The following is a 20,213-nucleotide window of genomic DNA, read 5'->3' as shown; positions in this document are numbered from 1 at the left end:
AGCTGCGTTTCTTCCGCGCCCCAAGGGCCGGAACCTTCCCCCGATACGCCATGGACCGCACGTCCCGTGGGCGAAATCTCAGAACACTTTCCAGCCTCGCTTTCGCGGGGCTTTTTTCATGGAGCAAGCCTGATGGCCCGACCTGCAACTGCCGCCGTTCGACTTCTGACCGGCGAACGCGAACCCGTGCGTCTGGCGACCACGGTCAATGTCATCCTCTACGGCCTGCAGACCATCGACGATGTGCCGGCGGCGGTCGGCGACCGGGTGCTGGTCAAGGACCAGGCCGACCCGACGCAGAACGGCATCTACACGGTGAGCGAAGGCGGATGGTTCCGCGCCGCCGACGCCCGCACCGCCCGCACCCTGCAGAAGGGAACGACGGTTCACACGCAGGTCGGGTCAGCCAATTCCGACCGGGTGTTCCAGTTTACGGCGGACGAGCCGGTCGTGGGCACCGATGCCATTGCGATTATCCCGTTTGTGCCGCCCGACATTTCTGACGTTGTCGATGAGGTCGAAGCGCTGCGCGATGAAACGCAGGTGCTGAAGGATGCCACTGAGGCCAGTGCCGGCCAGGCAGCCGCCAGCGCGTCCACCTCCGCCGCCAATGCCGGACAAACCGCCGCCGATGTCGTCACTACCGCGGCCAATCTGGCCAGCGCCCAGGCGGCGCGCGACGCATCTTTGTATGGCAAGGGTATCTTTCCGACGATCGCGGCGGCGATCGGCCTTGGCGTCGTCGGCAGCGGTGCGATCGCGGCGGGCTCCGGCGGCACTGATGGTGCCTTCGACCTGGCGTTTACCGGCGGCGCCGGTTCGGGTGCCGCCGGGCGGTTCGTGGTCGCCGGCGGCGCCCTGACGCAGATCCTGGTCACAGCGCCGGGCTTCTACACAGTGGCGCCGAGCTTCAATTTCGCGGCATCGGCGGGGTTGGCAGGCGCGGCCGCCGCTGTCGTGCTCGGCACAAATGCGGCAGTTGGCGAATATTTCTGGACCGAAGTTTCGACCGGCGTTCTTGGCCTCTACAATGTGACGGCCGGCCCGGCAGCGACCGACACCGGCGTCAGGGCGGCAACGTCCGCGCTGCTTTCGAACATCGATAGCTTGGCGATGATCGAAGGCCTAAGCGTTCCGACCGCCAAGCTCGTAGAGGCGGCCGGGTCGGTCAGCCCGTCCGTCTATCGATCCTACTCTTTTGTGTCGGGCGAGACGATCGAGCACGTTGTCGTTGCCAAGGCTGGAGAGCGAAGCGCCCTGCAGCTTATCCACGCTGCGGCTGGAGCATCCTACACAGCCAACTTCAACCTCGAAGAAGGTCTCGTCTCCAGTAGTTCGGGAGCGAATTTGGTCAGCACAGCCATGGCAGATCTCGGCGGAGGTTGGTATGAGTGCAAGGCCGTCGTTCTTGTCGCCGCCAACGTCACGAACAATGTGCAGGCCCGCATGTCCGCCGCCGGCGCCTTGCCATACGCGGCTGACGGTGTGAGCGGCATGTACATCCGAAGCATCGTGCTGCGCAAACAGGGCCTGACGGCCAACCTGTTCCCGAGCAGCGACCCAGCCAATGCTGCCTTCACCAAGCAGAGCGTGACTGTGACTACCACGACCAGTCCGTATGAACCGGTCCTAATCCCTCTGTCTCCGATTGTTGATGACCTAGACGTGATCGTCAGAGGCCGCATGACGGCATCGAGGGTCGTTGAGCCGGCTGTGTCGGGAAGTCCCTCGACTTGGCAGGCGAAATCTGTTGCCGTCGGGGACCTCATTGTCTGGAAGGTGATCGCCAAGAGGGCCGAGAGAAAACGCCTCAACCTGTTTTCCAATAGCGCGGCGGCCATCGACTGCACCTTCGATCTGGAACTCGGAACTGTCTCACAGGGAGGCGCGGCGGTCACTGCGGCGAGCGTTCTGGCTCTTGGCAACGGTTGGTTTGAATGCACGGTCGAGGCGACAGCAACGGCATTGGCTTCCTCTAATTGGCAGCACCGCATCTTCAAAGATACTGGGACGCACCCTTACGTAGGCGATGGTGTGTCCGGCCTCTACATCCAGCGGTCGGAATTCCGCATCAATGGCGGGACGGATGCCTTCTTCTCCTCGGAGGACCTGTCCACCTCTTCTTGGTCGAAAAGCGCAGGTCTCACGGTCACCCCGAATGCCGCCTTGTATCTCGGCCTCCTAGCAGACCCGTCCAACATTGGTGGCGATCCCTACGACGATGGCAGCGAAGCCCTGGTTGGCCTTAAATGGGCAGCTTTGGGATCAAGCATCACGATCGGCGCCTATTATGCGACGCTGCTCGCAGGCCAGACGGGCATGGTCCTGACCAACCTCGGCGCCAGTGGCTCGGCACTGGGACTGAGCACTACCGCCTACCCTAGCTACGGAATGTCGAACAAGATCGTCGACATTCCGGCCGACACGGAGTTCGTCACCCTGGAGCCTGGTCCGAACGCCTTTGGTGCGCAGGAGACGCCTCTCGGTGCCTTTGGCGACACGACCTACGCCACCCACTACGGGTCGCTGTGGGCGGCATGCGTCGCCATTCGGGCACAGGCACCGAACGCCAAGATCGTCATGATCGGAACTTACAGCGGCGGTCCCGGTCACGCGACCCACCGTGTCGGTCGCGTCAACGGCCAGGGCAACACGATGGATCAGTTCTTCAAGGCTGAGCGCGAGGTAGCTCACGCGCTTGGCATTCCGTTCATCGACATCTCCCAGAGCGGCATGGGCTACCTCACGTCGACACTCTACATGGCTGACGAGCTGCACCCGAACGCCGCTGGCTCCCTGCGCCACGCCACCTACGACGCCGAGTGCCTGCGTCAGATGGCGCGGCGGGGCCTTTTCGGTGCCTAGACTGAAACGGTGGTGTGTGGCAGATGTTCGCGAATGCGCATCTTCTCCGCCATCCTCGCTCTTCGCCGCCGCTTTTGGTCATGGATCGCTACCGGCGCTGCAAGGGAAAATGCCATCATCGGGTCGCGCACGAAGTTTGGCGCCGGGGCGGAAATCTTCAACATCCACGGCGACCGGTCTCGGGTCTCAATCGGGTCCGACAGCCATTTGGACGGGCATTTGCAGGTCTTCGCCCACGAGGGTCGGATCAAGATCGATGATTGGTTCTATCTTGGCCCAGGCTCGACGATTTGGTCGTCTGACCCAGTGGGAATCAAGATCGGCAAGCATGTCCACGTCTCATGGGGGGTAGCGATCCACGATACCAACTCGCATCCGATGGACCCGCAGAAGCGTTTCGCGCAGATGCAGGCCATCTTTCGCGAAGGCCATCCGCGCGTCGACCCAGGCATCCGCTCAGCACCGATCACGATTGGAGATGATGTCTGGATCGGTAACAGCGCCATGATCATGAAAGGGGTGACGATAGGCGACCGGGCGGTAATTTCTGCCGGCTCGATCGTGCGTTCGGACGTCCCGGCCGACGCTTTGGTCCGGCCTGAGCCGCGACTGGTGAAATGATGCGTTTGGCTGTCGCTCATCAATGAGCACTGCGCCATCGTAGAGCGCTACATGCATGTGCGGCATTTCGCTGCAAACCTCTTTGAAATGCTCGCGCATCTCTCCCTCATCCACGCTCATGGCGATCGGCATGGAAATTTGTCGCTGCTGATCAATCGCGTGGATTGTGAAGCGAAGGGGGTGGGCCACCGTTCATTGTTCGTCTCGATCTCAGGGCACATCGACAAAAGGCATGTGCTTAACGCGCTCCCACTGGTCCTTCGCCGTCGTGCCGGACCAGCGATTGCGCAGAGTGCTTTCGCGATAGGCTTGCGCAGGCTCTAATTCGGGTAGGTCTGATGATTGAGGTAGGAAGAAGACGTTGCCGCCAGCGGCCGAAACGGCGACCGGCTTATATCCCTGATCCTTGCAGAGCTTCGTCAGGGCGGTGATCGAAGCGCCGTGATACCAGCCGCTGTCGTGCTTCTGCTTCCGATCGAACGACGGATCATAGGGCACGGTGATCGGGTGAAGACCAAAGCTGGCATTGTACTCGACGGCGATGACAGTCGGTCGCACCGGCAACAGAGCATTGAGAAACCAGTAGTCGTTTCCATCAACATCTATCGATAACACCCCAAGCGTCGGAAAGTGCGTCCCCAGGTTGTTGATGTTGTCGAGAGTGATGAAACTCTGGCGTGCTTCGATATGTTTCGGAAGGAGGGAACGAGCCAATCGAACAGTTTGTGCGTCCCCATCCACCAGAAGGCCCTGAAAGTCTCGAAGCCCGATGCAATTGTATTCTGTGGGATGGAACCCAAATTCCAAGAAGGTGCGGGGGCATTGTCCGGCAATCCGGGACAAAATTACGCTTTCATCGGACTGAGGGGCTCCGCCGATCTGCCCCTTGATGAGGTGATAATAGTAGCGGAGAGGACTCGCGCGAAGTAAGGTGTGCATACGGGATCGGATGCTCATAGATCGACTCCTCGACCGTCTGCCCACCTGCCCACCTGCCCATCATTTGCGGCAAGCACCTCCGCTTTGCAAGCGTGATCGTGAGGCATTCACGCTCTAATTCGTTGGCTCGACAGGGTCTCTGGCAAGGAGGCTGCGCAGACACTTCGCCATCGCAGGTAGAGAGCGGCTGCGTCTTGTCGGTCGATGATTTTTCTGCGCAACAGCTATTGATGGTTGTCTTGCGGCTTATTGTGAGGCTGGCTGTTCGACCACCAGATAAAATACAGCGAACCTATCTTCATGACCGGCACGCGGCGCTCGCGTTCGCGCACCCGCAATTCGCGATAAACTTTCATCTTCAGGGTGCCGCCTGGCAATTTGATACGCACTGCCATCGGTTCAACTCCCGCCGTGCAACGCAACGATGATGTGCAATGCAGCAATTAGAGAACTTCCCCCAGGGAAGAGTCAACAGCCGATAGGCAAGTTCTTTGACTATTCCGGAAGGATTTGAGCGCAGGCGCCCGATGACGGTCCAGGGTGTCAACGCATTGCCTGGGGCCGGTCAGGATCGTCCGGTGCACCCGGCTGGCCGTTCAAAGGACGCTGGCGGTTCGACCACCAGGTGAAATACAGCGAACCCATCTTCAGAACCGGTACGCGGCGGGCGCGCTCGCGCTCGCGCAATTCCCGATACACCTTCATCTTCAAGGTGCCGCCCGGCAGCTTGATACGAACCGTCATCAGCCCAATCCCCATTGTGCAGTGCAGCAATTAGAGAGCTTCCGCAGCGGAATAGTCAATGGCCGGTCGTTGACTATTTCTGGGGCTATTTCTGCAACTGGTTCCAGAAGGGTTCGGGTCGCAGGCTCGGGATCATTGTTTTGGTGGGCGCCCGGACGGCGACATGCTGCTCGGCCACCAGACGATGAAGTACTTTCCGACCTGCCAGACCGGGACTTCGCGCTTCTGCTCGCGGCGGCGAAGCTCGTCCCTTTTCTTGATCTTCAACGTCCCGCCCGGAAGCCTGATCCTTATTGTCACGTGCCCTCCCGCACCCTGTGTCCCACAAGGTACGAACGGTTCATGGGAGCAGTTTCATCCCGGCTAAGCAATTTCGCTTGAGTTGGCAAGACGGATCGAGCTGTTCTCAAATGGTCGACACCGTCACTTGAAGAAATCCGCCATGCCCCGGATGGCCAGGAACGCATAGAGGATCGGCCCGGCGACCACCCCACAATAGAGGCAGAAGATCGCTGCCAGAGCCACAAGCAACGGCTTATCGCGGCCGACCGCGCATAGTTCGGCCTTCACCGTCCAGCGCGCCGCGGCCGTTCCGTCATCTTGCGACATGGGCCCATCCTCCCCTTTGGGCTCATTTCACACAATCGCTTGCAAACATCAACCTGCCCGCGAGGGCGGAAAGGAAACCCATGGACACCACGTTCAAGGGCGCCGCCAGGCGCCTCACCGATCTCGATCTGCCGAGGCTTGGCGCCAGGATCGGCGTCGGCGAGGATGAGATCCATGCCTTCCTCGATGTCGAGACCAGCGGGCATGGCTTCGACGCCCAGGGCCGGCCGATCATCCTGTTCGAGCCGCATGTCTTTTTTCGCAACCTGTCGGGGACGGCGCGGGCACAAGCTGTCGCGGCTGGCCTTGCTTATGTCAGGTGGGGCGAAAAGCCTTATCCCCGGGACAGCTATCCGCGCCTGAAAGCCGCCTGCGCGATCGACGAGACGGCGGCGCTCAGATCGGCGTCATGGGGCCTCGGCCAGGTTCTCGGCGAGAATTTCGAGGCGGCCGGCTTCCTCACCGTGCAGGCCATGGTCGAAGCCATGATGGAGGACGAGGCGCTGCAGCTGGCGGCGGCGGTCAATTTCATCGCCGCGAACCGGCTCGACGACAAATTGCGCAAGCATGATTCGGCCGGCTTTGCCAAGGGCTACAACGGCGCGTCCTACAGGAAGAACGCCTATGACACCCGGCTTGCCGACGCGTTCCGCAAATGGTCTGGGATCAAGGACACGCCGTGGCCGCCCGCTGCCCCAGCGCAGCCTCCAGCGCCTGTCCCGATCCCACAGGCTCCACAACCGGAAGGTCCCACGCCTTCGGCTCCGAAGGCAGAGCCGGGCAAGGCTGGAGTCCGGCCCTGGGCCGTAGTCGTGGCCTCCTTGGTCGCCGCAATCCTTCCCTTGTTTCGAAAGGTCCCCTCTTTGTTTCGAAAGGCAAAACCATGAAGTGGTTCAATACGAATGCCGCACACAATCTGATCAATGTGCTGATCCTGCTGCTCACCAGCTTGGTCGGCTTCGACTGGACGATGTTCGGCATCGACGCCGCCCTGGCGCTCAAGATCGCCGGGGTGCTGACCCTGCTCAAGATCCTGATGAATGTCGTCCCCGACGGCGTCGCCGGCCTCGTCAAAAAGCAGCCCGCCGTGGAGGGCAATTGAGATGTGGGTGCTTTCCATGCTGAGCGCGCTCGCCGGCAACAAGACGGTCATGTCGATCTTCGCCGCGCTGGTTGGCGGCGTCGGGCTCTATGTCGCCGGAGGCATCAGCCGGGCCAAGAAGGACGCGGCCAGGCGAGCGGCGGAAGAACTCGCCGCCGCGCAGGATCGCCTCGAAATGGGCCGCGAGGCGACCGATGCCGAACGCGCGGCGCGCGACCTGCCGGACGAAGCGGCACGGCGGGAGGCGATGCGATGGGCAAAGCACTGATCCTCTGCCTGTTGCTCGCCGGATGCACAACGCCGGTTTCGCCGGCGCGTCAGGTCTGGTGCGACACAACCAGCAGCGCCGTCCGTCGGTGGCGGTCGTCGCAGCCATGACGCGACCCGAGCTCGACGAGGTGAATGCCTACAACGGGAAGGGCGCCAGATGGTGCGGGTGGAAGCCATGATACAGGAGCTTCTCGATGCTCTCGGCATCAAGGCGCCGGTGGTGGTCGCCGGCCTTTCCGGCGGCATCTTGCGAGCCTTGTCACGCCACCGCTACAAGGTTCGCGAGATGGTGGCGTCGCCGATCTGCGGCGCGCTGGCGGCGGCCTACCTGACATTGCCAGTGGTGCACTACTTCCGCGCCACCGGCCTGCCGATTCCGTCGCCTGACGACGACACCACGACGCTGGCCGCGGCGTTCCTCATCGGCGTCTCGGCGATGTGGATCTCGGACATCGTCTTCGAGGTGGTGGTGAGGCGGTTCAAGCCGGGGAAGGAGGAGTGATTGCGCCTGTCTTATTGCGCCGCGGTAAACAGTCTCCCGCGGGAGATACCGCTCGGGGTGAAGATTGCGGAACCACGGGCGAAGGTGCGCGTTAGGCACGACCCTTGTGAGGATGTACCCATGCCAGCTCGCCCAATCGTCTCGACAGCCGCAGCGATCCTGCTCGCCGCCACAAGCATGGCTTACGCCCGGCCGGATGCGCGCACCATGACATGCGAACAGACGCAACTTCTGATCCAGAGTCGGCGTGCAGTCGTCCTGACCACCGGCCGCAACACCTATGATCGATATGTCCGCCAATTCGGCAATGAATGCGACTGGCCCGAAGTGCCTGTCACCTCCTATATCCGGACGCGTGACGGTCAATGTCGTGTCCATCGATGCGAGGAACCGGTCTTCGATTTCCCGGACTGAGAAGCAGCCGGCGCTCGATCCAAGGTTTTTCGTGTGAAGCCGCGGGACCGGATGCCCTAGAAGCCGAAGAATTGCCGGCCGAGCAGATACCCCAGCGCGACGACCGCCAGGGGAAACAAGGCCGGCGCCAGCCGGCTGAGCACGGAGTTCCTTGCCGGTTCCTTTGGGGCGTTCCTGACGGCGTTTCCGAGGTTCTTGGTCATGATCTCGCTATAGTAGCAATCGCTGATTAACGATTCCTCAACATGCCGCGCCCGCCCCGGAAACGGGGCGGTTTTTTTGCGTCTTCAACGGATGTCATCCGCATTGCCGCTCAAAACTATCGTGTCGGTCGAATAGCAACGGAGCTCATGAATTTGCGGGCGTTTCCTGAACCAGCATGGGGCTGGGCGCGTTGCCGCATGCGGGAACCAATCGCCGCCCACTGCTTTGGCTAGGAGATGGTCCTTCGCAGGAAAGGAGTTCGATATGAAACCTTTCGCACTCTTGCCGAGCATGTTGATGCTGGGCGCACTGGCGTTGGCGGCGCCGGTTGCCGCCCAGACGGATAACCAGACACCCGACCAGGCGCCCGCCGGCCCTTGCCAGGCCGAACCGCAGAACGGCCAGCAGCAGAAGCCGCCGGCCATCAACAACAGCCTGACTGAGATGCTTGATCCCTGCAACGGCGTGCTGCAGCCGCCGCCGACGGGCGATCAGGGCATGGCCGCACCGCCGCCGGACGAAGGCAGGACGCCGGTGATCAAGCCCGGCGAGGTGCCGGCGCAGCCGCCGAAACAATAGGCCGCGCTCGCCGTCTCGCGGCGGTTCGCAGGCTTTTTCGCTTGCGGCCCGGAACATTAGTTCTTGCTAATTGTTCTTGTCGAAGCAGTCGATATCACCCCCCTCCGGTATCGCTGCTGATCGGGAGATCCGATCGGCCCGCGTGCCTGCGGACAGGAACGCGGGCCACTGCGATTTCTCGCAGCAACGCATCAAGGCTGCGCCAATGCGGCGATCGATTAGCGGCCGCTCACGGAACAAGAAGGTTGCGTGGGCGTTTTGCAATCTGGGCTTGCCGTTCCTGACTGTGGAAGGCGGAGTCCGCAAACCAGACAGGAGAAGACGATGAAAATCCACCTTGTTCCTGCCGCCGCCGGGCTGGTTCTGCTCGCCGGTGTCGGCGTGGCCACCGCAGACCAGGTGATTATCACGCCCGAGCAGCAGACAGTCGTCCGCGAATACGTGCAGAGGCACCCGCTGGCGTCGATCAGCCTTCTGGGAGTGGAGCTCAATGTCGGTTCCACCTTGCCCGACACGGTTGAGCTTCATCCGATCGACGTTCCCGACATGGAATACAGATACGTGGTCGTCGACGATCGCACCGTGCTGGTCGATCCCGGCACCCGCAGGATCGTGCAGGTCATCGACTGACCTTCACCCGCCGCTCTCTCGGGAAGACGCAAGAGGGAGCGGCGGCTCGCCGGCAGGCAGCCGGCTGTTGATCGTCTTGTCGCGGGAAGGAGCCATTTCCATGTTGCCGCATGTCGAGTCTTCCAATGTCAATGTGGCCGCATCTGTCGACAAATTGCTTGCTGAACGGGGCACTGCCCTGTTGTCGATGAAGGAGTTGATTGCAGCGGTGCGTGAGCGAACTGGAACGGAGCGCTCGGACGCGGATCTGGCGGGGCTGATCACCAAGAAGGCAGCACTCCTCGGTGTCGCGGTTCTATCCGACTAGGGCTGAAGCCGCTCAAGACGCCGATCGAAATTTCAGCTAAAACAGTTGCCGCTCACGGATTCGAGCCGATGGAGGCAACAGTGACGGACGACAGGCAAGAACGCATTCGTCAGCGGGCCCACGCGATCTGGGAACAAGCCGGCCGGCCCGACGGTGCGCATCAGCAGCACTGGGACCAGGCCACAGCCGAGATCGACGGTGAGGACAGCAAGCCGAAAGCGAAGGCGGCTCGGCCGAAGGGGCCGGCGGCCGCCGAGCCCAAGGATAGCACGGCCAAGGATAGCAAGCCCAAGGGCACTAAGCCAAAGGCTGCCCGGCCGCGCAAGGCTTCAGCGAGCTAGAACATATAGCGCTTCGGCCGCGGGACGAAGCTCTGTCCGTGCCGCGGCCGAAAAGCGTGAGTTCCCGAAATCGATCTCGGTTACTTGCCGCAGTGATTGTCGTTGACGGTCGGTGAAACCGTGCCGGGAGCCTTGTTCGTTGCATCGGGCATCGCGCCCTGCGGGCCTATAGGGCAGTTCTGATCGGCATTGGAATTCAAACCGTCAGGGCCCGCAATAATGCTACCAGTAATCCCGGGATCGACAGTATTCGGTTCGGCCAGGTTCGGATCAATCGGGGCCGGGTCGGTGACGACGCTTCTGTCGCTGCCGGTACCCATGTCAGCGTCTGGGTCGCTGGCATTCTGGGCCATCGCAGAGGTCGCCAGACCAGCGGCGAGTAAGGACGCTGCGAGAATTTTCGTAAGCATAGCTTGTCTCCATTTGTCTCCATTTTTTCGATTGTCGCCGCATTTGCGACTATAGAAAAAACCGCTCGGGGGTGGTGAAGGTTCCCATAAAATTCCGGCCTGCGACGAACCGTTCGTGATCAGCAGGGCGATCTTGCCCGGCATGGAGGACGCCAGGGAACTCAACAAGCGTGCTGGCCATGAGCCGTTGACATGACGGCCACGTCACAGTATTGAACAGGACTATACAGGTCCACTGAACAGGTATTCCATGGCGCGTCGCACGGCTCTGTCATCTCCCGGAACGGGCAAGCCCGAACGGATCGCCACCGTCCTCGAGCACGAGATCCGCTCCGGCGTGCTCGGTTTCGGCGACCGCCTGCAGAGCGAGAACGAACTCGTCCAGCGCTTCTCCGTCAGCCGCAACACCATCCGCAAAGGTCTTGAGGAGTTGTCGAGCCGTGGGCTGATCACCACCAAGGTCGGCATCGGCTCGTTCGTCACCTTCGACGGCATGCCGGTCGACGACGCCGTTGGCTGGTCGCGCGCGCTGGCCAATGCCGGCGCCAATGCCGAGACGCGCACGCTCAGGCTCGAAGTCATGCAGGATGCCGAGCTCGCCGCCAGGCTGGGCGTCGAAAGCCCGTTCTTCATCGCCGTCGACCGGGTGCGCTCCAACGCCGATGACGGCCACGCCATCTCGATCGAACGCAGCCGCCTGCCGCTGTCACCCGAACTGGAGGACGTGCCGTTGCGCGGCCTGCGCGAAGGCTCGCTGCACCAGACACTGCGCGGGGCGGGGCTTGTCCCCGACCATGGCGAGGAATGGGTCGATATCGAGATGCTGAGCGCCGAGGACGCGGCCATTCTCGACTGCGCGCCCGGCGCGCCGTTCCTGCGCACGCGGCGGTTGACGCGCGCCGCCGATGGCCGCGCCATCGAATATGTCACCAGCCTGCTCAATCCGGCGCATTTCGCCCTTCACCTGGAGTTCTGAGCATGGACGCCGCCGAGGCGATCGACCGAGCGATGGGGGCGCTTATCGGCGGTGCGCTGGGCGATGCGCTCGGCATGCCGACGCAGCTGCTGTCGCCGGCCCGCATCGCCGAGCTCTACGGCAATGTCGAGGATTTCGTTGCGCCCGTCGTCGACCATCCGGTATCGAAAGGCTTGGTCGCCGGCACTGTCACCGACGACACCGAACAGGCGCTGCTGCTCGGCCGTATCCTAGTTGTTTCAGGCGATAGCTTCGACCATACGCGCTGGGTCAACGCACTGCTCGACTGGGAGCGCGACGTGAAGGCGCGCGGCAGCTACGATCTGCTCGGACCTTCGACCAAGCGCGCCATCGATGCCATCAATGACGGCGTGCCGGCTGAGGAGGCCGGAAGCGGCGGTGACACCAATGGCGCGGCCATGCGCATCGCGCCGGTCGGCATCATGATGCCAGCCGAGCCGCTCGACGCGCTGGTCGCCAAGGTCGCCGAAACCTGCCGCGCCACGCACAACACCTCGATCGCCATCGCCTCGGCCGCTGCCGTCGCCGCCGCTGTCAGTTGCGGCGTTGCCGGCGGCGGCTGGCGCGCAGCTTCGGACCGAGCTATCGCGGCGGCTAGGCGCGGCGCAGTGCTCGGACACTGGGTCACCGGCGGTGATATTGCCGCACGCATCGACTGGGGGAGGGACCTCGTCCGCGGCAAGGCTGTCGCTGACGGAATCCGGCTGATCGTCGATCTGGTCGGCACCGGCGTCGCCAGCCAGGAATCGGTTCCTGCGGCCTTCGCGGTGCTGGAAATCGCCGGCGGCGATCCCTGGCAGGCGGCCGTCATCAGCGCCAATCTCGGCGGCGACACCGACACGATCGGGGCCATCGCCGCCGGCATGGCGGGCGCCTGCGCCGGTTTTTCCCGATTGCCACAGGAAAACATCGCCCGGCTGAAAGGCCTCGATATTGCTCAGGTGCGCGCTCTTGCCGCCGACTTGGTCGCTATGCGGATGGCGAAAAGCAGCTCCGGCAAGGATGCGGCGGCATGAGCGGCCGTCTCCTCCATGTCGGCAGCGCGGTGGTGGACTATGTCTACCGCATCGACGCCTTGCCGGCGCCCGGCACCGAAAAGACCGCATCGAGCTATGCCCAGGTCGCCGGCGGCGGCTTCAACATGATGGTCGCGGCCAGCCGCACCGGGATGAAGGTCGCCTTCGGCGGCCAGCTCGGCAGCGGGCCGAATGGCGATTTCCTGCGGGCCGCCTTCGCCGCCGAAGACATCGCAACGCTGACGCCACCATCGCCAGTGATAGATAGCGGCAATTGCGTCGCCATGATCAGCGGCGACGCCGAGCGCACCTTCGTGTCGTGGCCTGGCGCCGAGAGCATGCTCAATCTCGACATGATGGCGTCTGTCCGGGTTGCGCCGGGGGACTGGGTGTTCGCCTCCGGCTACACGCTGAGCTATCCCGGCAGCCGCGATGCGCTGGCCGACTGGATCGAGGCGCTGCCGGCGGAAATTCCCTTTGTCTTCGATCCGACGCCGGTCATATCAGACATTCCGCGCGCCATTCTCGATCGGGTGCTTGCGCGCACGAGCTGGCTGAGCTGCAACACCGCCGAAGCGGTCCAGATCGCCGGTGCCGGCGATGTCGAGGCCATTGCCGCCGGGCTTCTTTCTAATCATTGCCCGAGCGCCGACGGGGTCATCATCCGCGCCGGGGCAAAAGGCTGCTTCGTGCGGCTGGCAGACGGTAGCAGGCAGGCCGTGCCCAGCTTCAAGGTCGCCGCCGTCGACACCAATGGCGCCGGCGACACGCATATCGGCGCCTTCGTCAGCGCACTGTCGCGCGGCGTGCCGCCCTTCGAGGCGGCAAGTTACGCCAATGCGGCGGCGGCGCTCTCGGTCACCCGCCATGGCGGGTCGTCCGCGCCGACCGACCAGGAGATCCAGACATTCCTCAGCCATGACGATCGAATGACGACCGTGCACGGCCGGGAGCAAGAGGCCTGACAGCCTAAAGACGTAACAAGCCCCGCCAACCGGGCAAACAATGAGAGGAACGAACATGCGCATGCCCAAACTGACTGCTTTCCTGACGGCGACTGCCGTCGTCACCTCCGTATTCACGCTGGCCGCCACTGCCGCCGAAGTGCATGTGCTCAACTGGAAGGGCTACGGGGCCGATGAGCCCTGGGCCATCGCGGCCTTCGAGAAGGCGACCGGCAACAAGGTCGTCAACGACTTCTTCAATTCCGAACAGGAAATGCTGACCAAGCTCAGGACCAATCCCGGCCTCTACGACGTCGTCATGATCAACGCCGCCTTCAACGACCAGGCCATGGCGGAAAAACTGATCCAGCCGATCGATGTTTCGAAGATCCCCAACTATGCCGACATCAGCCCGGACAAGGCAGGCTCGCCCATGCTCGCCCGCGACGGCAAGGTCTATGGCGTGCCATGGGTGTGGGGCTTGACCGCGCTCGCCATCAACGAAAAGGCCTTCGAGACGCCGCCGACCAGCATTACCGAAATGTGGAACGAGGCCCATAAGGGTCGCGTGGTCATTCGCGACGACGCTGTCGAAGCGGTCCAATTCGGCGCCATCGCCACCGGCCAGGACATCAACGACATCAAGGACATGGAAGCGGTCAAGACGAAGCTGACCTCGCTGATGCCGCAGATCAAGACATTCTGGAGTTCTGAGAACGACTGGAACCAGATGGTCGCCTCCAACCAAATCGACATCGGCACCTATTGGAGCGGCTCGGCCGACCGCGCCAAGACGCATTTCAAGCTGCCGGTCGCGCTGGTCATCCCGCAGGAAGGCGCCGTCGCCTGGCTCGACGCCTTTTCCATTCCGGTCGGCTCCAAGAATGTCGCCGGCGCCGAGGCCTTCATCAACTACATGATCGACCCGTCCTTCTATGTCGAATGGGTCACCAAGGTTGGCGCGCCGGTGTCGGCCAACACCAAAGCGGTCGCGGCGCTTCCGGAAGATGCCTTCAACCGCAAGGTGATGGGGGATCCCGATGTGGCCAAGCGCATCCAGTTCCAGGCGCCGATCACCGATGCGCAGCGCGAAGCCTATCTGGCGCTATGGCAGGAACTGAAGGTGAATGTGAAGTAGCGGCCGGCTTTTCGGGGAGGAGGGCATATGGCTGGACAGGTCGCGAGCGGTTCGAGGAGCGGATTGCGATCGGCTTTGCCCCTGCTCCTGCCTGCCTATCTCTGGCTGACGGTGGCGATTTTCCTGCCGCTGTCGGCCATGGTCTTCTTTTCCTTCATGACCGAGCTGCCGCTGTCGGGCAAGGCGTGGGCGTTCACGCTGGAGAACTACACCACCTTCTTCTCGCAAGGGCTCTACTGGACGCTGCTGCTGGCCTCGCTCCGGCTCGGGCTCGAGGTGACGCTGTGGTGCGTCTTCATCGGCTATCCCGCGGCCTATGTGCTGGCCAAGGTGCTGAAGGGACGCAGCCGCGAGGCGATCTTCCTGCTTGTCATCCTGCCGTTCTGGTCGAACGGGCTGGTGCGCATCTTCTCATGGGCGATGGTGCTGCGCGAAGGCGGCATTCTCGACACCGCGCTCAACGCCGTGCTGCCGTTCAAGATCAACATCGACCTGATGTATTCCTATCCGGCCGTCATCATCGGCCTGGTGCACTCCTACGTGCCCTACATGGTGCTGACCTGTTACCTCACGCTGCAGGCCATCGATGACTCGCTGATCGAGGCAGGGCGCTCGCTCGGCGCCTCGCGGCTGCAAATGCTGAGATGGGTGATCATCCCGCTGTCCATGCCGGGGCTGGTCGCCGGAGCGGCGCTGATCTTCGTGCCCGTCGTCGGCTCGTTCATGGAGCCGCGTATCCTAGGCGGGCGCACCGGCACCTTCTACGGCACGGTCATCGAGGACCAGTTCGTTGCCGTCTTCAACTGGCCGCTGGGTGCAGCACTCTCCTTCATCCTGTTGGCCGTCGTGCTGGTCATCCTGGCATTGGCGTCGCCGGTGCTGCGGAGGGCTGCGTGATGGCAACGACCCGTATCCTGGAATGGCTCGGCCGGCTCTACATCTGGGTGCTGCTCGCCTTCCTCTACCTCCCGATCATCATCATGGCGCTGATGTCGTTCAACGTCTCGCCCTTCTATCAACTGCCGTTCGAATGGACGAAAGAGTGGTACGCCTCGTTGTGGCAGAATGATCAGTTGATCTCGGCCACCTGGAACAGCCTCGAAATTGCGATCATCACCACCATCATCTGCGTCGTGCTCGGCTCGGCGGCGTCGCTAGCGCTTTTCCGCTACGAATTTCGCGGCAAGAAATTCCTGCAAGCGCTGCTGTTTCCGCCGATCGCCATTCCGTGGCTGATCACCGGCACGGCGATGCTGATCTTCTTCTTCGGCGTTGGTATCGGGCGGGGTCTGTTTGCAATCCTGCTCGGCCATGTGGCGCTGGCGCTGCCCTATGTGATCGTCGTCGTCTCGGCCCGGCTGCAGACGTTTGCACCGGAACTCGAAGAGGCGGCGCGGTCGCTCGGCGCCAACCAATGGCAGGTAACTTCGCGCGTGACGCTGCCGTGGATCATGCCGGGGGTCATCGCCGGCGGGCTGTTCGCCTTCGCTGTGTCGTTCGACCAGTTCGTGGTGTCCTACTTCCTGTCGACGCCGGGCCAGACGACGCTGCCGGTCGAAATCTACGCCGCGATCCGCAAGGGTTTCACGCCCGAGATCAACGCGGTCTCGACGATCATCATCGTCGTCTCGATGGCGCTGATGCTGCTCACGGCACGGTTCTTCAAATTCGGCGGAGAAAAATAATGGCCGGCGTGCAGGTATCGAATTTGTCGCGCAGTTTCGGCGCGCACAAGGCGCTGGACGACGTCTCCATCGACTTCGCCGACGGTGGCTTCTATGCGCTGCTCGGGCCGTCGGGCAGCGGCAAGACCACGCTCTTGCGCCAGATCGCCGGCTTCGATTTTCCCGACTCCGGCCGCATCGCCATTGGCGGCGAGAGCGTCGAGCGGGTGCCGGTCGAGAAGCGGCGCATCGGCATGGTGTTCCAGAACTATGCGCTGTTTCCCAATATGAGCGTTGCCGACAATGTCGCCTTCGGCCTGTCGGTGCGTGGCGAGGCCAAGGCAATTATCGCCAGCGAGGTGCAGCGCGCGCTCGACCTGGTGCAGCTCGGCAAGCTCGGTGGCCGCCGGCCGCATCAGCTGTCCGGCGGCCAGCGCCAGCGGGTCGCGCTGGCCCGCGCCATCGTCACCAAGCCGCGTGTGCTTTTGCTCGACGAGCCGCTCGGCGCGCTCGACAAGGCGCTGCGGGTCGATATGCAGATAGAACTGAAGCGTATCCAGCGCGAGATCGGCATCACCACCATCTTCGTCACCCACGACCAGGAGGAGGCGCTGACGATGAGCGACCGTATCGGCATCTTGCGCGACGGCCGGTTGGTACAGGAGGGACCGCCCGAGGAGATCTACGACAGGCCGAAGAGCGAGTTCGCCGCCACCTTCCTAGGCGACGCCAACATCTTGCGCGGCGACACCACCGGTACCGGTATCCGCTTGGTCGATGGCACCGCGATTGCCGCCGGGGCAGGCGCGACGCTTGCCGCCGGCGCCAAAGCTAGCTGCGCGGTTCGGCCCGAACGCATCCGCATTGCCACCGATTCCGGAACGTCTGATCCGAACGCCAATGTGCTCCGTGGCCAAATCTCCAAACGCATCTTCGCCGGCAACAACAGCACCTATTTCGTCGAACGCGACGGGCAAACGCTCAAGGTCATCGTGCAGAACACAGGCATTGAAAGGTTGGCGGAAGGACAAGAGGTGGTGCTGCGCTGGTCGCCGGAGAGTACGGTGCTGATCGCCGCGAACTGATCTTGCCAGGCGGACCGCAATCAGTGAGAGCATGGTCGGGCACAATGCGGAAAAGCGAAATACCTGATGATGCTTGAGCTGAATGCGGGCGACCAGTCGATGCTGCAGGGCGAGCAGGGCCCGGCCGTGGCCGCCGCGATGAAGATCCTAGTCGCCTTTTCGAAGGCGGTCGGTGCGCGCGAGCTGTTAGACATTGCCGGTGCTCATATCGATGGCTGCCTGTATCACGGCCAGGCCAGCCTCGATTTCGTCGAAAGGCTGATCGAGGGCGGCGGCCACGTTCGGGTCCCGACGACGCTGAATGTCGGCTCGTTCGACCTCATCCATCCCGGACTGGTGAAGATGCCGCCGTCACAAGAGGCGCCGGCACGCCGTTTGATGAAGGCGCATCTGGAACTCGGTTGCCAGGCGACCTTCACCTGCGCGCCCTATCAGACGCGGTTCCGGCCGGCCCTTGGCGAGCAGATCGCCTGGGGCGAGTCCAACGCCATCGTCTTTGCCAATTCGGTGATTGGAGCGCGGACCAACCGCTATGGCGATTTCATCGACTTGTGCTGCGCGATGACCGGGCGCGCGCCGGCCTGGGGACTGCATCTGAGCGATAATCGACGCGGCCAGATCCTGTTCGAGCTGACTGGCAGTATCGAGCCGAGCGACGCGCTGTTCGTGGGTGTGGGACTACTTGTCGGGCAAAGGAGCGGCGATCGCATCCCGGTCATATCGGGCCTGCCGCAGCCCCGCGACGAGGATCAGTTGAAGGCGCTTGGCGCGGCGGCGGCAACGACCGGAGCCGTGGCGTTGTTCCATGCCGTCGGCATCACGCCGGAGGCGCAGACGCTCGACGAGGCACTGCATGGCCTGGCGCCGGAGGAGACGATCCGGATCTCTCGCGCCGACATCGACAATGCGCTGGCCAAGCTGTCGAGCGTCCCCGACGGCGCGCCGCTTGCGGCCGTCTCGTTAGGCACGCCGCATTTCTCGCACGACGAGTGGATGCGCCTGCTGCCGATGCTGCGCGAGGTGGCGCCGGGCAGGGGCATCCCGATCTATGTCAACACCGGGCGCGCGACGCTGACGCGGCTTCAGGACGAGGGCGCTCTGGCTGGCATGGGCGCGTTCGGCCTGATTCCGGTCGCCGACACCTGCACTTATGTCACGTCGATCCTTGAGCGCCTCGATGGCGCGGTGATGACCAATTCCGGTAAATGGGCGCATTACGCACCGGGCAATATCGGCGTGTCGGTGGCGTTCGGGGACATGGAAGACTGCATCCGCTCGGCCGCGGGCGGCCATGTCGTACGGGGCACGCGATGAGCGAGCAGGACAGGCGAGCGCTGGACAGAACTGGCATTTTCCAGCTTGCCGGCAGGGCGCAAGGCTCAGCGCTGGTGCTGTCGCAAGCGCTCAGCTTCTGGGGCGGCGTCGATGCCGAGACGGGCGATATCATTGACCATTCGCACCCGGCTCTGGGCGGCAATGTCGCCGACCGGATCCTGGTCATGGCGAGTGGGCGAGGCTCGTCGTCCACCTCGTCGGTACTTGCCGAGGCGATCCGCAAGGGTACGGCGCCGGCCGGCATCATCCTGGAGCGGCCGGACCCAATCCTTGCCGTCGGCGCCATCGTCGCCGAATTCCTCTACGACATCCGCATGCCGCTGGTCGTTTGCGACACGTCGGGCATTGTATCCGGCGACCGGATCGCCATCGACATCGACGAGGATGGGCAAGCGATAGTGAGCCTGACCTAGCCGGCCATCAATCCGGCGGCACCTCGGCGCCAATAGGCCGCGGCCAACGTCTGGTCGCGGCCGAGTGAAAGCTGACCGCGCCAATGTTCACGAACGATCTTGGCGGCGGCGGCTTCCGCCGCGAACCAGCCGAAGGCCGAGCCGGTCTGCGGCCATTCAACCGACTGGACAGCATCCGCCAACCTGTCACTGAGCCCGGCCGCAACGCCGTCCCGTGTCAGCCAGTGCAGCTCAATGCCTGTGGCGTTGTCGATCTCCTGTCGTTCGCCATCGTCGGCGATCTCGACGAAGGCCACGCCCTTGGTCTCGGTGGGGAGCGTCTCCAGAAGTCGCGCCAACGCCGGCAGGCCGGTTTCGTCGGCGCCCATGAGATACCATGATGCCGGCCGCACCGGGCGGCCGACCGGCCCCATGATGCCAACCTTCATGCCGGGTGCCGCTTGTATGGCCCACGCAGCGCCGATGCTTTCGCCGGGATGGACGAGGAAGTCGACGTCGATGACGCCGTTGGCCATATCGAGCGTGCGGATGGTGTAGACGCGCGCCGCTGGACGCCTGTCGTCCGAAGGCCAGACCGGCAGGCCATTGCTGCCGAGCATGGGCCAGAGCGGATCGGGCACTTCGCTGGTCGGGAACAGCATGCGAATATGCATGCCGCCGAATTTCGCAAAACGAGAAAGATCCTCGCCAGCGAAGCGGATGCGGCGCATGTGCGGTGTGAGATCGCCGACATGGGTGACCACCATCTCGCGGAACTGGGCGAGACGGGTTTCCCCGGCGAGATCGCCGGTCCAGACGATCTCCGGGTTTTCTTCCCTAGCATAGACCTGGACCGCGGTGGCCAGCAGGTCCTTGATGCGGGCAAGGCCGTCGCGGTCGGCGGCATTGGCCCGCATCACCAGCCGCTCCATGTCGAAGGAAGCGCCGCCGAAGGCGAAGCGGAAGTCAAGCCGCTGCCCCTCTTGCGAGGCATCGGCATCGAAACTCTGCAGCCGGTCGCTGATACGGTCGATGTAAAGCGGCAGGTTGCGCAGGTTCAGACGCGCTTCGCAGGCCAGTCCGCTTGCCGATGCTTCGCTCACGC

28 protein-coding genes are annotated in these 20,213 nt (G+C 63.1%); 20 read left to right on the top strand and 8 right to left on the bottom strand.

The window, feature by feature from the left end; all coding sequences use genetic code 11:
• Nucleotides 1–132 precede the first annotated feature (132 nt).
• Nucleotides 133–2,865, top strand: a complete 2,733-nt coding sequence (locus CIT25_RS00770) for an SGNH/GDSL hydrolase family protein (protein ID WP_095482678.1) — start codon at nt 133–135, stop codon at nt 2,863–2,865.
• A gap of 33 nt (nt 2,866–2,898) precedes the next feature.
• Nucleotides 2,899–3,486, top strand: coding sequence for an acyltransferase (locus CIT25_RS38025; protein WP_095482677.1), 588 nt, complete (start codon nt 2,899–2,901; stop codon nt 3,484–3,486).
• A 210-nt stretch (nt 3,487–3,696) separates the two neighbouring features.
• Here the strand turns inward: CIT25_RS38025 and CIT25_RS00760 are convergent, their stop codons facing one another.
• From CIT25_RS00760 to CIT25_RS00750, 5 genes are all read right to left on the bottom strand, one after another.
• The gene (locus CIT25_RS00760) at nt 3,697–4,443 is read right to left on the bottom strand and encodes a hypothetical protein (protein ID WP_095482676.1); all 747 of its coding nucleotides are present in this window, start codon (nt 4,441–4,443) and stop codon (nt 3,697–3,699) included.
• A gap of 206 nt (nt 4,444–4,649) precedes the next feature.
• Nucleotides 4,650–4,820, bottom strand: a complete 171-nt coding sequence (locus CIT25_RS36750; protein ID WP_164759374.1) for a hypothetical protein — start codon at nt 4,818–4,820, stop codon at nt 4,650–4,652.
• Nucleotides 4,821–4,968: 148 nt separating this feature from the next.
• Nucleotides 4,969–5,169, bottom strand: coding sequence for a hypothetical protein (locus CIT25_RS00755; protein WP_095482675.1), 201 nt, complete (start codon nt 5,167–5,169; stop codon nt 4,969–4,971).
• A gap of 132 nt (nt 5,170–5,301) precedes the next feature.
• Nucleotides 5,302–5,469, bottom strand: a complete 168-nt coding sequence (locus CIT25_RS36745; RefSeq protein WP_167391021.1) for a hypothetical protein — start codon at nt 5,467–5,469, stop codon at nt 5,302–5,304.
• A 123-nt stretch (nt 5,470–5,592) separates the two neighbouring features.
• On the bottom strand, nt 5,593–5,778 hold the full coding sequence (locus CIT25_RS00750; protein WP_095482674.1) for a hypothetical protein: 186 nt from the start codon (nt 5,776–5,778) through the stop codon (nt 5,593–5,595).
• 80 nt (nt 5,779–5,858) lie between these two features.
• On the opposite strand from CIT25_RS00750, the gene CIT25_RS00745 reads away from it, so the two are divergent.
• From CIT25_RS00745 to CIT25_RS00720, 5 genes are all read left to right on the top strand, one after another.
• Entirely contained in the window at nt 5,859–6,665 is an 807-nt protein-coding gene (locus CIT25_RS00745; RefSeq protein ID WP_095482673.1) for an N-acetylmuramidase family protein, read from the top strand.
• Nucleotides 6,662–6,880 (top strand): hypothetical protein, encoded by a 219-nt coding sequence (locus CIT25_RS00740; protein ID WP_095482672.1) that lies wholly within the window; start codon nt 6,662–6,664, stop codon nt 6,878–6,880. The genes CIT25_RS00745 and CIT25_RS00740 overlap by 4 nt, the downstream gene beginning before the upstream one ends.
• Before the next feature lies 1 nt (nt 6,881).
• Entirely contained in the window at nt 6,882–7,148 is a 267-nt protein-coding gene (locus tag CIT25_RS00735) for a hypothetical protein (protein WP_095482671.1), read from the top strand.
• Between the two features lie 159 nt (nt 7,149–7,307).
• Nucleotides 7,308–7,652, top strand: coding sequence for a hypothetical protein (locus CIT25_RS00725; protein WP_164547165.1), 345 nt, complete (start codon nt 7,308–7,310; stop codon nt 7,650–7,652).
• 120 nt (nt 7,653–7,772) lie between these two features.
• Nucleotides 7,773–8,066 (top strand): hypothetical protein, encoded by a 294-nt coding sequence (locus CIT25_RS00720; RefSeq protein WP_095482670.1) that lies wholly within the window; start codon nt 7,773–7,775, stop codon nt 8,064–8,066.
• Nucleotides 8,067–8,122: 56 nt separating this feature from the next.
• On the opposite strand, the gene CIT25_RS36740 is transcribed toward CIT25_RS00720, so the two are convergent.
• Nucleotides 8,123–8,269: a hypothetical protein gene (locus CIT25_RS36740; protein ID WP_095482669.1), complete on the bottom strand. Its 147-nt coding sequence runs from the start codon at nt 8,267–8,269 to the stop codon at nt 8,123–8,125.
• 265 nt (nt 8,270–8,534) lie between these two features.
• Between CIT25_RS36740 and CIT25_RS00710 the strand changes: the two genes are divergently transcribed.
• From CIT25_RS00710 to CIT25_RS00695, 4 genes are all read left to right on the top strand, one after another.
• Entirely contained in the window at nt 8,535–8,849 is a 315-nt protein-coding gene (locus CIT25_RS00710; RefSeq protein WP_095482668.1) for a hypothetical protein, read from the top strand.
• 324 nt (nt 8,850–9,173) lie between these two features.
• The gene (locus CIT25_RS00705; protein ID WP_095482667.1) at nt 9,174–9,479 is read left to right on the top strand and encodes a DUF1236 domain-containing protein; all 306 of its coding nucleotides are present in this window, start codon (nt 9,174–9,176) and stop codon (nt 9,477–9,479) included.
• A 100-nt stretch (nt 9,480–9,579) separates the two neighbouring features.
• Complete coding sequence (locus CIT25_RS00700; protein WP_095482666.1) at nt 9,580–9,786, top strand: hypothetical protein; 207 nt, start codon at nt 9,580–9,582, stop codon at nt 9,784–9,786.
• A gap of 80 nt (nt 9,787–9,866) precedes the next feature.
• A complete protein-coding gene (locus CIT25_RS00695) occupies nt 9,867–10,127 on the top strand; it encodes a DUF2934 domain-containing protein (RefSeq protein ID WP_095482849.1) in 261 nt (86 codons plus the stop codon).
• 80 nt (nt 10,128–10,207) lie between these two features.
• Here CIT25_RS00695 and CIT25_RS00690 read toward each other — a convergent pair whose 3' ends face one another.
• Entirely contained in the window at nt 10,208–10,681 is a 474-nt protein-coding gene (locus CIT25_RS00690) for a hypothetical protein (protein ID WP_245329719.1), read from the bottom strand.
• A 106-nt stretch (nt 10,682–10,787) separates the two neighbouring features.
• Between CIT25_RS00690 and CIT25_RS00685 the strand changes: the two genes are divergently transcribed.
• The 9 genes from CIT25_RS00685 to CIT25_RS00645 all read left to right on the top strand — a co-directional run bounded on the left by CIT25_RS00685 (nt 10,788) and on the right by CIT25_RS00645 (nt 19,129).
• The gene (locus tag CIT25_RS00685) at nt 10,788–11,513 is read left to right on the top strand and encodes a GntR family transcriptional regulator (protein WP_095482664.1); all 726 of its coding nucleotides are present in this window, start codon (nt 10,788–10,790) and stop codon (nt 11,511–11,513) included.
• A 2-nt stretch (nt 11,514–11,515) separates the two neighbouring features.
• Nucleotides 11,516–12,550: an ADP-ribosylglycohydrolase family protein gene (locus tag CIT25_RS00680; RefSeq protein ID WP_164547167.1), complete on the top strand. Its 1,035-nt coding sequence runs from the start codon at nt 11,516–11,518 to the stop codon at nt 12,548–12,550.
• The gene (locus tag CIT25_RS00675; RefSeq protein WP_095482663.1) at nt 12,547–13,515 is read left to right on the top strand and encodes a PfkB family carbohydrate kinase; all 969 of its coding nucleotides are present in this window, start codon (nt 12,547–12,549) and stop codon (nt 13,513–13,515) included. Before CIT25_RS00680 ends, CIT25_RS00675 begins: the two co-directional genes overlap by 4 nt.
• Before the next feature lie 55 nt (nt 13,516–13,570).
• Nucleotides 13,571–14,632 (top strand): ABC transporter substrate-binding protein, encoded by a 1,062-nt coding sequence (locus CIT25_RS00670; RefSeq protein ID WP_095482662.1) that lies wholly within the window; start codon nt 13,571–13,573, stop codon nt 14,630–14,632.
• 27 nt (nt 14,633–14,659) lie between these two features.
• A complete protein-coding gene (locus CIT25_RS00665; protein ID WP_095482661.1) occupies nt 14,660–15,529 on the top strand; it encodes an ABC transporter permease in 870 nt (289 codons plus the stop codon).
• Nucleotides 15,529–16,317 carry an ABC transporter permease gene (locus CIT25_RS00660; RefSeq protein ID WP_095482660.1) on the top strand — a complete coding sequence of 263 codons (789 nt, stop codon included), beginning with the start codon at nt 15,529–15,531 and terminating at the stop codon, nt 16,315–16,317. The genes CIT25_RS00665 and CIT25_RS00660 overlap by 1 nt, the downstream gene beginning before the upstream one ends.
• Nucleotides 16,317–17,381 (top strand): ABC transporter ATP-binding protein, encoded by a 1,065-nt coding sequence (locus CIT25_RS00655; protein ID WP_095482659.1) that lies wholly within the window; start codon nt 16,317–16,319, stop codon nt 17,379–17,381. The genes CIT25_RS00660 and CIT25_RS00655 overlap by 1 nt, the downstream gene beginning before the upstream one ends.
• 66 nt (nt 17,382–17,447) lie before the next feature.
• On the top strand, nt 17,448–18,695 hold the full coding sequence (locus CIT25_RS00650; RefSeq protein WP_095482658.1) for an aconitase X: 1,248 nt from the start codon (nt 17,448–17,450) through the stop codon (nt 18,693–18,695).
• Complete coding sequence (locus tag CIT25_RS00645) at nt 18,692–19,129, top strand: aconitase X swivel domain-containing protein (RefSeq protein ID WP_095482657.1); 438 nt, start codon at nt 18,692–18,694, stop codon at nt 19,127–19,129. The genes CIT25_RS00650 and CIT25_RS00645 overlap by 4 nt, the downstream gene beginning before the upstream one ends.
• Here CIT25_RS00645 and CIT25_RS00640 read toward each other — a convergent pair.
• Nucleotides 19,126–20,211 carry a siderophore-interacting protein gene (locus CIT25_RS00640; RefSeq protein WP_095482656.1) on the bottom strand — a complete coding sequence of 362 codons (1,086 nt, stop codon included), beginning with the start codon at nt 20,209–20,211 and terminating at the stop codon, nt 19,126–19,128. The two genes, CIT25_RS00645 and CIT25_RS00640, sit on opposite strands and share 4 nt — an antisense overlap.
• Nucleotides 20,212–20,213 lie beyond the last annotated feature (2 nt).

Origin of the sequence: Mesorhizobium mediterraneum, from assembly GCF_002284565.1 — a bacterium.
In the GTDB taxonomy this organism is placed as follows: Bacteria; Pseudomonadota; Alphaproteobacteria; order Rhizobiales; family Rhizobiaceae; genus Mesorhizobium; species Mesorhizobium mediterraneum.
The sequence above is the reverse complement of the archived record's forward strand: the minus strand, read 5'-3'. Positions and strand labels throughout refer to the sequence as shown.

Excerpts from the sequence above, each read along its gene's own strand:
- CIT25_RS00770 (WP_095482678.1), top strand. The coding sequence starts at position 133 with ATGGCCCGACCTGCAACTGCCGCCGTTCGACTTCTGACCGGCGAACGC.
- CIT25_RS38025 (WP_095482677.1), top strand. The coding sequence starts at position 2,899 with ATGCGCATCTTCTCCGCCATCCTCGCTCTTCGCCGCCGCTTTTGGTCA.
- CIT25_RS00760 (WP_095482676.1), bottom strand. The coding sequence starts at position 4,443 with ATGAGCATCCGATCCCGTATGCACACCTTACTTCGCGCGAGTCCTCTC.
- CIT25_RS36750 (WP_164759374.1), bottom strand. The coding sequence starts at position 4,820 with ATGGCAGTGCGTATCAAATTGCCAGGCGGCACCCTGAAGATGAAAGTT.
- CIT25_RS00755 (WP_095482675.1), bottom strand. The coding sequence starts at position 5,169 with ATGACGGTTCGTATCAAGCTGCCGGGCGGCACCTTGAAGATGAAGGTG.
- CIT25_RS00750 (WP_095482674.1), bottom strand. The coding sequence starts at position 5,778 with ATGTCGCAAGATGACGGAACGGCCGCGGCGCGCTGGACGGTGAAGGCC.
- CIT25_RS00745 (WP_095482673.1), top strand. The coding sequence starts at position 5,859 with ATGGACACCACGTTCAAGGGCGCCGCCAGGCGCCTCACCGATCTCGAT.
- CIT25_RS00740 (WP_095482672.1), top strand. The coding sequence starts at position 6,662 with ATGAAGTGGTTCAATACGAATGCCGCACACAATCTGATCAATGTGCTG.
- CIT25_RS00735 (WP_095482671.1), top strand. The coding sequence starts at position 6,882 with ATGTGGGTGCTTTCCATGCTGAGCGCGCTCGCCGGCAACAAGACGGTC.
- CIT25_RS00725 (WP_164547165.1), top strand. The coding sequence starts at position 7,308 with ATGGTGCGGGTGGAAGCCATGATACAGGAGCTTCTCGATGCTCTCGGC.
- CIT25_RS00720 (WP_095482670.1), top strand. The coding sequence starts at position 7,773 with ATGCCAGCTCGCCCAATCGTCTCGACAGCCGCAGCGATCCTGCTCGCC.
- CIT25_RS36740 (WP_095482669.1), bottom strand. The coding sequence starts at position 8,269 with ATGACCAAGAACCTCGGAAACGCCGTCAGGAACGCCCCAAAGGAACCG.
- CIT25_RS00710 (WP_095482668.1), top strand. The coding sequence starts at position 8,535 with ATGAAACCTTTCGCACTCTTGCCGAGCATGTTGATGCTGGGCGCACTG.
- CIT25_RS00705 (WP_095482667.1), top strand. The coding sequence starts at position 9,174 with ATGAAAATCCACCTTGTTCCTGCCGCCGCCGGGCTGGTTCTGCTCGCC.
- CIT25_RS00700 (WP_095482666.1), top strand. The coding sequence starts at position 9,580 with ATGTTGCCGCATGTCGAGTCTTCCAATGTCAATGTGGCCGCATCTGTC.
- CIT25_RS00690 (WP_245329719.1), bottom strand. The coding sequence starts at position 10,681 with ATGCCGGGCAAGATCGCCCTGCTGATCACGAACGGTTCGTCGCAGGCC.
- CIT25_RS00685 (WP_095482664.1), top strand. The coding sequence starts at position 10,788 with ATGGCGCGTCGCACGGCTCTGTCATCTCCCGGAACGGGCAAGCCCGAA.
- CIT25_RS00680 (WP_164547167.1), top strand. The coding sequence starts at position 11,516 with ATGGACGCCGCCGAGGCGATCGACCGAGCGATGGGGGCGCTTATCGGC.
- CIT25_RS00675 (WP_095482663.1), top strand. The coding sequence starts at position 12,547 with ATGAGCGGCCGTCTCCTCCATGTCGGCAGCGCGGTGGTGGACTATGTC.
- CIT25_RS00670 (WP_095482662.1), top strand. The coding sequence starts at position 13,571 with ATGCGCATGCCCAAACTGACTGCTTTCCTGACGGCGACTGCCGTCGTC.
- CIT25_RS00665 (WP_095482661.1), top strand. The coding sequence starts at position 14,660 with ATGGCTGGACAGGTCGCGAGCGGTTCGAGGAGCGGATTGCGATCGGCT.
- CIT25_RS00660 (WP_095482660.1), top strand. The coding sequence starts at position 15,529 with ATGGCAACGACCCGTATCCTGGAATGGCTCGGCCGGCTCTACATCTGG.
- CIT25_RS00655 (WP_095482659.1), top strand. The coding sequence starts at position 16,317 with ATGGCCGGCGTGCAGGTATCGAATTTGTCGCGCAGTTTCGGCGCGCAC.
- CIT25_RS00650 (WP_095482658.1), top strand. The coding sequence starts at position 17,448 with ATGATGCTTGAGCTGAATGCGGGCGACCAGTCGATGCTGCAGGGCGAG.
- CIT25_RS00645 (WP_095482657.1), top strand. The coding sequence starts at position 18,692 with ATGAGCGAGCAGGACAGGCGAGCGCTGGACAGAACTGGCATTTTCCAG.